This is a genomic window from Pseudomonas capsici, from assembly GCF_017165765.1.
GTDB lineage: Bacteria > Pseudomonadota > Gammaproteobacteria > Pseudomonadales > Pseudomonadaceae > Aquipseudomonas > Aquipseudomonas capsici.
Map to the genome: position 1 here is coordinate 75,488 of NZ_JAFGZD010000018.1, position 11,044 is coordinate 86,531.

An 11,044-nucleotide genomic window follows, 5' to 3' on the forward strand; every position below is an offset into this window, starting at 1 on the left:
CCCCCATGATCATGTTCCTGGAACCGCGAATGTTGTTCGACGGCGCGGTGGCTGCCACCGTTGCCGATACGGCCCAGGCCGACAGCGCGGCGACGGCCGAGGCTGCCAAGGCCACCGATCACGCGGCTGCCAAAGACAGCAGTGACAGCAGCCATGCGCAGTCGGCCGCCACGGCCGATGTCACCACGACCCCGGCGGCGGTGCCGGGCACGACCGTGGTGTTCGTCGACTCGCGGGTCAAGGATGCCGACAGCCTGCTCACCGGTGTCGCGCCGGGCGCTCAGGTGGTCATGCTAGATGCCACTCGTGACGGCCTGCAGCAGATTGCCGACTATCTGGATTCCCATCAGGGCGTGAGTTCGGTACAGATCATTGCCCACGGTAACTCAGGCGATCTGTGGCTGGGCAACAGCTACCTGTCTGCCGACAACATCGCCCAGCGCAGTGCCTTGCTGGCCGAGATCGGCAATGACATGGCCGAAGGCGGCGATATCCTGATCTACGCCTGTAATACGGCGGAAGGCGATCAGGGCCTGAGTTTCATCGATTCGCTGGCCGGCCTTACCGGTCGTGACATCGCGGCTTCGACCAACCGTACCGGTGTGGGCGGCGACTGGGATCTGGAGATCGCGACCGGCAGCATCGAAAGTGTCAGTGCCCTGTCGCGTCAGGCCATGGACTCCTACCAGTGGGGTCTGGCGACCTTTACCGTGACCTCCAGCGCCAACACCGGCGTGGGCAGTCTGCGTGAGGCACTGACCAACGCCCAGAACGGCGATATCGTCACCTTCAACAGCAACATGACGGTGCTGCTGACCAGTCAGTTGCAAGTCACTCGCAACATCACCATCGACGGCGACCTCAATAACGACGGTGTGGCCGATGTCACGCTGGACGGTCAGTACCGTACCAGTGTCATCAGGGTCAACTCCGGTGTGACCACAACCTTTGACGGCCTGGTCATCACTCGTGGTCTGATTGCCGGTGCAGGTGCCAATGGTGGTTCGTCGGCGAGCGACTCAATGGGGGCCGGTATTTCCAACGCCGGTAACCTGACATTGCTCAACGTCACCGTGACCTCGAACGCTGCTTCGGGTGGCGGCGGTGGCGGCGGTGCAACCGGTGGGTATTACGGCGGCGGTGGTGGTGGCGGCGGTGCTCTCGGTGGCCAGAACGGTGGTACTGCAGGTCGTGTCGGCGTACAGGGTGCGCCTTACACCGGTACGGCACCTTCTGCCAACACCGGCGGCAACGGTGGCGCATTCAGTACGGTCTATTTCGGTGGGCGCGGCGGTAGTTCAACCGGTGGCGCAGGCGGTATCGGCAATACCTTTGGCTACAGCGATGGTGGTGCGGGTCGTACTGCGAACAACGGCACGATTTCCATCGGCGGTGGCGGTGGCGGTGCCGGCTGGAACACTCGTGGTGGCGATGGTGGATCGGCTGTGGGTGGTGTCTACAATGCCAGCACCGGTGTTCTGACCATCGTCGGCACGACGTCCATCACCAACAACCTCGGTGCCGGTGGCGGCGGTGGTGGTGGCAATGCCGCCGGTGGCGGTGAAGGCGGTCAGGGCGTGGGCGGTATCTGGAGCAAGGGGACGGTCCTGATCACCGCCTCCAACTTCGCGATCATGAGCGGCAACGTGGGGGCCAGCGGTGCAGGTGGTCTGGCCCTTAACGGTGGGCCTACTGGTGTATCGCCAACTGCGGTCAACTCCATCCTCAACGATGGCGGCACGCTCAATACCAGTTTCAGTGCAGACACTACGGCGCCTACGGTTTCCAGCATCGTGATTGCCAACCCGTCCCTGAGTTCGGGCAGTACGTCGACCGTGACCTTCACCTTCAGCGAGCCGGTCTTCGGTCTGGATATTTCCGAAGTCGTTGTGCCGAACGGCACGCTGACCAATCTGGTGACCACCAACAACATTACGTGGACCGCCACCCTGACCGCGGCCGGCAATATTTCCGATTCCAGCAATGCGATTACCCTGGCTGGTTCGGCAGTGCGCGACTCGTCGGGCAACATCGGCACCGGTACGGGGACGTCCAACAACTACACGGTTTCGGATACCACGCCTCCCACGGCGACTATCGTGGTGGCCGACAACGCCCTGGCAGTCGGTGAAACCTCGCTGGTGACCATTACCTTCAGCGAAGCGGTCACCGGTTTCACCAATGCCGACCTGACGGTTGGCAGCGGCACTCTGAGCCCGGTTTCCAGCAGTGATGGCGGTACCACCTGGACTGCGACTTTTACACCAACGGCCAACCTCACCAGTAACACCAACCAGATCACTCTGAATCGGGCCGGTGTACAGGATCTGTCCGGCAACGCGGGTGTGGGTACGACCACCTCCAACAACTACGCGATCGACACGGCACGTCCGACTGCAACCATCGTGGTTTCCGATACGGTCCTGTCCATCGGCGATACTGCGCTGGTGACCATCACCTTCAGCGAAGCGGTCACCGGTTTCAACAATGCCGACCTGACGGTTGCCAATGGCTCGTTGAGCTCGATGACCACCAGCAACAACATCGTCTGGACCGGGATGTTCACCCCGATCAACAACATTACAGACGCCACCAACCTGATTACCCTGGACAACACCGGGGTTACCGATGCGGCAGGCAATACCGGTGCAGGTACGACTGACTCCAACAATTACGCTATCGACACCCAGCGACCAACCGCTACGATCGTACTGGCCGATACGGCCCTTTCGGTCGGTGAAACTTCGCTGGTGACCATCACCTTCAGCGAAGCGGTGACCGGCTTCACCAATGCCGACCTGATCGTGCCCAACGGCACCTTGAGCCCGGTCAGCAGCAGCGATGGCGGCACCACCTGGACCGCCACCTATACGCCGAATATCAATGTGGTGGACAACACCAACATCATCAGCCTGAGCAACTCCGGTATAACCGATCTGGCGGGCAACGTCGGGACAGGCACGACCAACTCGGGCAACTTCACCATCGATACCACGCAGCCGACCGCCACCATCGTGGTCGCCGACAGTGCTCTGACTATCGGTGAAACCTCGCTGGTGACCATTACCTTCAGCGAGGCGGTGACCGGTTTCACCAACGCCGACCTGACGGTGGAAAACGGTACCCTGAGTGCGGTCAGCAGCAGCGATGGCGGTGTTACCTGGACCGCGACCTTTACGCCGACCACGGGTATTACCGACAGCAGCAACCTGATTACCCTGGACAATACCGGCTTCGCGAACATTTCGGGCAACACCGGCAGCGGGACCACCGTCTCGAACAACTATGCCATCGACACCCTGCGTCCAACAGCCACCATCGTGGTCACCGACAACGCGCTGGCCATCGGCGAAACCTCGCTGGTGACCATCACGTTCAGCGAAGCGGTGAGCGGTTTCAGCAACGCCGACCTGACGGTGGAAAACGGTACCCTGAGCGCGGTGAGCAGCAGCGACGGCGGCATCACCTGGATCACGACCTTTACGCCGGTAACAGGGATCACCGATACCAGCAATGTCATCTCGCTGAATAACTCGGGCTTTACCGATCTGGCTGGCAACGCTGGCCAGGGTACTACCACATCAAACAACTACGTCGTCGATACGGTGCGCCCGACCGCCACTATCGTAGTGGCCGACAACGCACTGTCCATCGGTGAAACCTCGCTGGTGACCATCACCTTCAGCGAGGCGGTGACCGGCTTCACCAATGCCGACCTGACGGTGCCCAACGGCACCCTGAGCACGGTAAGCAGCAGCGATGGCGGCATCACCTGGACCGCCACCTACACGCCGAACATCAATGTGGCAGACAGTACCAACCTGATTATCTTGAACAACACCGGCGTGGCTGACCTGGCGGGCAACACCGGGACCGGCACGACCAGTTCGGGCAACTTCACCATCGATACCATTCAGCCGACCGCCACCATTGTGGTCGCCGACAGTGCTCTGGCAATCGGTGAAACCTCGCTGGTGACCATCACCTTCAGCGAGGCGGTGACCGGCTTCACCAACGCCGACCTGGCGGTGGAAAACGGCACCTTGAGCGCGGTGAGCAGCAGCGATGGCGGTGTTACCTGGACGGCGACCTTTACGCCAACCACCGGTATCGCCGACAGCAGCAACCTGATCACTCTGGACAATACCGGCTTCGCGAACATTTCGGGCAACACCGGCAGCGGGACTACCGTCTCGAACAACTATGCCATCGATACCCTGCGTCCAACCGCCACCATCGTGGTCGCCGACAATGCGCTGGCCATTGGCGAAACCTCGCTGGTGACCATCACCTTCAGCGAAGCGGTAAGCGGTTTCACCAACGCCGACCTGACCATTGCCAATGGCACCCTGAGTGCGGTCAGCAGCAGCGACGGCGGCATCACATGGACTGCGACCCTGACGCCGACAGCCAGTCTCTCCGATACCAGCAATGTCATTTCGCTGGATAACTCGGGTGTGATCGACCTGTCCGGCAACGCTGGCCAGGGCGTTACCACGTCGAACAACTACGCCATCGACACCCTGCGTCCAACCGCCACCATTGTAATGTCGGACACTGTCCTTTCGGTCGGTGAAACCTCACAGGTGACCATCACCTTCAGCGAAGCGGTGAGCGGTTTCACCAATGCCGACCTGAGTGTGCCCAATGGCACTCTGAGTGCTGTGAGCAGCAGTGATGGTGGTATCACCTGGACCGCCACCTACACGCCGAACATCAATGTGGCAGACAATACCAACCTGATTACCTTGAACAACACCGGCGTGACTGACCTGGCGGGTAACACCGGGACCGGCACGACCAACTCGGGCAACTTCACCATCGATACCATGCAGCCGACCGCCACCATCGTGGTCGCCGACAGTGCTCTGGCCATTGGTGAAACCTCGCTGGTGACCATCACGTTCAGCGAAGCAGTGAGCGGTTTCACCAACGCCGACCTGACGGTGGAAAACGGTACCTTGAGTGCCGTGAGCAGCAGCGATGGCGGTATCACCTGGACGGCGACCTTTACGCCGACCACGGGTATCACCGACAGCAGCAACCTGATCAGCCTGGACAACACCGGCTTTGCGAACGCTTCGGGCAACACCGGCAGCGGGACCACCGTCTCGAACAACTACGCCATCGATACCCAGCGCCCGACTGCCACGATCGTGGTCGCCGACAACGTGCTTGGCATTGGCCAAAGTTCGCTGGTGACCATTACCTTCAGCGAGGCGGTGAGCGGTTTCACCAATGCCGACCTGACCGTGGCCAACGGCACCTTGAGCGCCCTCAGCAGCAGCGACGGCGGCATCACCTGGACCGCGACCCTGACGCCGACAGCCGGTGTCAACGCAGCCAGTAACGCCATCATCCTCGATACTTCGGGCGTGTCCGACGCTGCTGGTAACGCAGGCAGCGGTACCAGCACATCCGGCAATTATGTCATCGACTCCACACGTCCGACGTCGAGCATTGTGATTGCCAACCCGAATCTGGGGATCGGCCAGACCACACAGGTGACTTTCACCTTCAGTGAGCCGGTCACCAACTTCGATCTTTCGGACCTCAGCGTGGCCAATGGCACGCTGTCCAACCTGGTCACCAGCGATGGCGGCCAGACCTGGACCGCGACCCTGACCCCGACTGCCAACATTTCCGATGCCAGCAACTTCATCGTCATGGACAGCAGCAACGTCACGGACCTGGCAGGCAACGCTGGCACTGGTGTGGCCAACTCTGCCAATTACAGCATCGACGGGACGCGTCCGACGGTTTCCAGCATCGTGGTGGCCAACCCGAACCTGACTACGGGCCAGACTTCTCAGGTGACGTTCACTTTCAGCGAGCGGGTCAGCAACTTCGATCTTTCCAACCTGAGTGTGGCCAACGGCACGCTGTCCAACCTGGCCACCAGCGATGGCGGCCAGACCTGGACCGCAACCCTGACGCCGAACGCCAATACCAACGATCCGAGCAACTTCATCACCCTCGACAGCAGTACGGTGACCGATCTGGCGGGTAACACTGGCGTTGGCATCGTCAACTCCGCCAACTACGCGGTTACCACGCAGTCCCAGGGCGGCGATCCGCAGTTCCGGATTGCCGATTCGGTCCCGTTGATCAGCCAGCCTAACCTGCCATTGCAACCGCAATTGTTCGGCCCGCCTACCGGCAATCTGGGCTCGCCATTGAGTTTCGCGCCGCTGTTCGAGCAGCGCACCACGGGCGGTGACCTGCCGCCAGTGGGCAATATCTTTATCACTAACGGTGCGCTGGCACCCAGCTTCATTGCTCAAGTCTTCACGTCCACCAGCGTCAACGGTGCCGGTTCGGGTGCCGGTTTCCTGGGCTTTGGCAATGGCGAGGGCAGCGTGTTCGGCAACAGCACCTTCTCGACACTGTTCAGTCGCGAAAGCGCTGCGGACACGTCGACGACAGGCTCTTTCGACAACGCAGGCGGTCGTGGGCCGAGTGATTCGTCACAAGGCATACGCAACGGTTTTGGCGCGCTGACGCTGGATCAGCAATTGCAACAGCTCAAGGACAGCGAGCAAAAACAGCTGCATGAACTAGCATGGGCTTTGGGGAAAGCCGGTATCAGTGAAGTGCAGGCCTGAGACAAGGTTTGAGTTGTGCGTCGGCCAGTGTCGGCGCTTATAAAAAAGAATGGGTAGTCAGGGGCGGTCGGAAGGATGAAAAGAAGTCAGAAGTTGTTCAGCGTCAGCCTGCTGGCGCTGGTAATCAGTGGTTGTGCCGTCACCAGCCAACCGATCGACCGTAGCGTCAGTGAGCAGCGTGCCAAAAACGATCTGCAACAGATGTACAAGGACCAGGAGCCGCTGAACGGTCCCTTGACCCTGCACCAGGCCATGGCCCGCGCAGTCAAGTACAACCTTGAAGCGCGTCTGAAAATCATGGAAGAAGCCTTGGCCAAGCGTCAGCTGGACCTTGCCAGCTTCGACATGCTGCCACGCATGGCCCTGTCTGCAGGTTATGCCGGACGCAGCAACGTCAGTGCGTCCAGCAGTGAAAGTGTCGAGACCGGTACCCAGTCTCTGGAACCTTCGACTTCCCAGGATCGCAGCCGCCGTGTCGCCGACCTGACCATGGTCTGGAATGTTCTCGACTTCGGTGTCAGCTACATCAGTGCCAAGCAGCAGGGCGACCAGCGTCTGATCGTTCAGGAGCGCCGTCGCAAGGTCGTCAATACCATCGTTCAGGACGTGCGCTCGGCCTATTGGCGTGCAGTGGCCGCAGAACGCCTGCTGAAACAGATCGACAGCCTGATGGCCCGCGTCGAACAGGCTCAAGGCAACAGCGAGAAAATGAGCGCGCAGCGCGTGGGTGATCCGGTTCAGGCGCTGAGCTACCAGCGTTCATTGATCCAGGCGACCCGCCAGCTTGAAGAACAGCGCAAGGCGCTGTCGCTGGCCAAGACCGAACTGGCCACCCTGATCAACCTGCCTCTGGGCAGTGAGCTGACCCTGGCAACCCCGGACGATTACTCGATTCCGGAGCTCAAGGTCGACATGAGCGTGCTGGAACACGAAGCGCTGGCCAGCCGCCCGGAATTGCGCGAGCAGGATTACCAGACCCGCATCAGCTCTGCCGAAACCCGCAAGGCCATGCTGCGCCTGTTGCCGGGCCTGGAGTTCTCTGCCGGTGGTCATTACGACAGCAACTCCTTCCTGGTCAATGACAAATGGGCCGACATGGGCGTCAAGGTCACCTGGAACCTGTTCAACGTGATTTCAGCGCCAGCGGCCATCGATGTGGCCAAGGCCGGTGAAGAAGTCGCCGCCGCGCGTCGTCAGGCCATGTCGATTGCCGTGCTGGCCCAGCTCTACGTGGCCAACGCCAACTATCGCGAAGCCATGCGTCAGTTCAAGACCAGCCAGCAACTGTCGGACATCGACGGCGAAATCGTTGGCCAACTGCGCAACCGCTACAAGGCTGCCGGCATTGGCGAACTGGATCTGATCCAGGGCGAACTCAATACCCTGCAAGCCGACCTGCGCCGTGACCTGGCTTACGCCGACCTGCGCAATGCCTATGGTCAGATCTTCGCCAGTGCCGGGCTTGACCCACTGCCGCAGCAATTGCCTTCGACCGATGTTCAAGTGATCGCAGGTGCTCTGGCTTCGCGTGAAAACCAATGGTCGGCGGGTAATATCGCCGAGCCTGTAAAAACAGCTCCAGTGCAGGCCAAGTAACCGGATTCATGCTTCCGGCCTGTTCCCGCCTGCCTGTAACAGTAGATTTGCCTCTGCTGTTACAGGCGCTTTCGCGTATTGCCGATACGGCCTGGGCCGCGCACTTCAATGCCGGTTACTACGAAGGGCAGTGGTCGGGTGTCGCGCTGATTTCCGCTGCCGATGCCTTGACCGAATTGTCCTCAGGTGCAGGCGACCCCATCACCCGCGATCCGTGGCGAGCCGACGAGTGTTGGGCCAAAGCCCTGCGCGACTTGCCGCTGGAGATTCGTAGCGCCCGCCTGCTGCGACTCGGACCGGGCAGCCGGATTCACGAACACCGCGATTACGATCTGGGCGGACCGCAGGCGGACCTTCGCTTGCACATCCCCTTGCTCAGCTCGCCGGACGTGGATTTCATGCTGGACCGCCAGCGTATCCCGATGAATGCGGGCGAGTGCTGGTTTCTCGATCTGGCCCGACCTCACAGCGTCGATAACTGGGGACAGCAGGAACGGATTCATCTGGTGCTCGACTGCCGCCCGAATGCCTGGCTGCAACAGCAGATCGAAGCCGGCTTATCCACAACCCCGCCTGCAGGCCAAGGCCGGGCAGCCGAAGCTTTTGCACAGTTCCGTGCCTTGCTGCAGCGAGAGCCCGAACTGTGCCGTGCCTTGCAGGCCGAGCAGGACACCGAAACCTTCATCGCTCTGACCCTGACGCTGGGTGCCAGGCATGACCTGCCGTTTGGCCGTGAAGACGTGCGCGCCGCGATGCGGCTGGGCCGCAATCAGTGGAACCGGCAATGGACAGCCTGAAGGACTGGTTGCCGATCCGCATCTGGCAGGACGCCGAAGAATGGCGGGTGGACTGGTGCTGGTTTGGCGACCGCAAGCTCGATCAACCCTTCTTTCGCGATGCTGTCGAGGATGCCCTGCGCTTGCCGTTCAATCAGGCCTTTCGGCGCGAAACCTCGCTGGCGGTGCTGTGCGACTGGCAACTGCCAGCAGTCGAACCCGGTGCGTTCATCTATCACGCTTCACGCTGCGGCTCGACCCTGATCGGCCAGATGCTGGCGCAACTCGACGAGATGATCGTGATCTCCGAGCCGCCGCCTCTGGATACGCTGTTGCGAGGTGCGCTTGATCCCGCTGTCCGGCGCGCCGCCCTGCGCGGTTTGCTCGCGGCTTACGGCCAACGGCGACTTGGCTGTGAGCAGTCGCTGGTGATCAAGCTGGATGCGTGGAACATCGGCGAGCTGCCGCTGCTGCACGCCTGCTTTCCTGAGGTCCCGTGGCTGTTCGTGTATCGCGACCCTCTGGAAATCGCCGTTTCCCATCTGCGCATGGCAGGTATGCACATGGTGCCGGTGATCATCGGCCCCTGCGCGCTGGACGGAGAAGGCCTGACCGATTCCCGCGAAGACTATATCGCCCAGCGCCTGGGCCGAACGCTCGAGCTTGGCCTTGAACACTGCCGTGCCCTCAATGGCCTGCCGCTGAATTACCGTGAATTGCCCGGCGCGATGGACGGCCATCTGGCTGATTTCTTCGGACTTGATGTTGCGCAACGCAGCAAGGCGCTTTCAGCCGCACGCCAGCACGCCAAACAGCCAGCCCGGGCATTTGTCGCCGACAGCCAGGACAAGCATCGCGAGGCCACCGACCTGCTCAGGGACCGAGTAGCATACTGGACCCGCACGCCCTGCGAGGCGCTGGAAGTCTTGCGAGGTGAGCGCAGCCTCAGCAGGCAGGCATAAGCTCGGTAGTAATACACCTATCCATTATTGGCCCGGGATCAGAATGTCCCGGGCATCGCTGTGAATGTTCAACAGGAAATCCAGGTATGGCTGCGCGCAAAAGAACATTGTGGGGCGACGTGAAATTCATTGTGCTGGCCGTCATCTTTTTACTGATAGCCGTCCCCGGCAGCTTTGCGGCTTACCGGCTTATATGGACCGATGCGACGCTTTGTCTGGCAGAGGGAAAGGTACTCAGTGATGAAGAGCATCGGCAGCGTTTTCTTGAGAGTCTGGTCAGGCGAGGTGTTGATAATGCTTATATATATAAAGAGCATGATGGCAATACGCATTTGAAGGCGGGAATTATCTATGATGGTAAATCCTATGATCTTATTCGGACTGTTCGTTCTTCAAAAGGAAATGGTAAGTCGTTTGAGGAAAATTTTGGAATAAAAACGATAGCCCCTGTTAGCGGCAAGTCTGAGTTTGAGTATCCTCATGAGCCTTTTGTGTTAGTGACCTATTTTGATGCGCAAAGTGGTTCGTCTACATTCGTTTCTTCCCAAGATGTAGTCGTGCTAAAAGATTGGCGTGGGTTGCGTGAGAAGATAGGTTTATATGATCGTTTTCGTGGGTTCGGGACTAAGTTTTACGAAGTTACATTTAGTATGTTGAGTGTCGAGTGTTGTGGGAATAATAGATACAGTCAGACTGAAGAGATGTATAGCGACAGAAAGGAGTTTTTTTACAAGGATGCGATGAGTTCTATCGAAAAAGGTTCTATGACTCGCACGGCTGTTGCTGCCTCATCTAACTGTGGGGAGGTTCTGACTGGTGAGGGTGATAATGGAATTGCTACTCGGATAATAACGTGGATAACTGTTAGGGATAAGCGATGAGTATGCCAACCAGCGAAGTAATCGTATCTAGATATCTATTCGATGAGGATACGCCTCCTGCCGATCTTAAAGACGAAAAACTTATCCGCCCCAAGGATGCTGTGGGGAGAGTGTTTTCTGTTGATATTAATGAATACATGACCATCGGAGCCGGTCGCTTCGTTGGTGTTGAGGAATTTAGATATGTACGTAATTTTCTAAGTGGACAGGATAGCGCCTACTTA

The 11,044-nt window shown here is 59.5% G+C and carries 5 protein-coding genes; all 5 read left to right on the forward strand.

What is annotated here, in order from left to right:
• Positions 1 to 29 precede the first annotated feature (29 nt).
• The 5 genes from JSY17_RS20330 (at position 30) to JSY17_RS20350 (ending at position 10,820) form a co-directional block, all read left to right on the forward strand.
• Positions 30 to 6,605, forward strand: coding sequence for an Ig-like domain-containing protein (locus tag JSY17_RS20330; protein ID WP_232849570.1), 6,576 nt, complete (start codon positions 30 to 32; stop codon positions 6,603 to 6,605).
• 93 nt (positions 6,606 to 6,698) lie between these two features.
• Positions 6,699 to 8,201: a TolC family protein gene (locus JSY17_RS20335; protein ID WP_206402818.1), complete on the forward strand. Its 1,503-nt coding sequence runs from the start codon at positions 6,699 to 6,701 to the stop codon at positions 8,199 to 8,201.
• Positions 8,202 to 8,209: 8 nt separating this feature from the next.
• On the forward strand, positions 8,210 to 8,998 hold the full coding sequence (locus tag JSY17_RS20340) for an aspartyl/asparaginyl beta-hydroxylase domain-containing protein (RefSeq protein WP_206402798.1): 789 nt from the start codon (positions 8,210 to 8,212) through the stop codon (positions 8,996 to 8,998).
• On the forward strand, positions 8,986 to 9,939 hold the full coding sequence (locus JSY17_RS20345) for a sulfotransferase family protein (protein ID WP_206402800.1): 954 nt from the start codon (positions 8,986 to 8,988) through the stop codon (positions 9,937 to 9,939). Before JSY17_RS20340 ends, JSY17_RS20345 begins: the two co-directional genes overlap by 13 nt.
• An 86-nt stretch (positions 9,940 to 10,025) precedes the next feature.
• On the forward strand, positions 10,026 to 10,820 hold the full coding sequence (locus JSY17_RS20350) for a hypothetical protein (RefSeq protein ID WP_232849565.1): 795 nt from the start codon (positions 10,026 to 10,028) through the stop codon (positions 10,818 to 10,820).
• Positions 10,821 to 11,044: the final 224 nt, after the last annotated feature.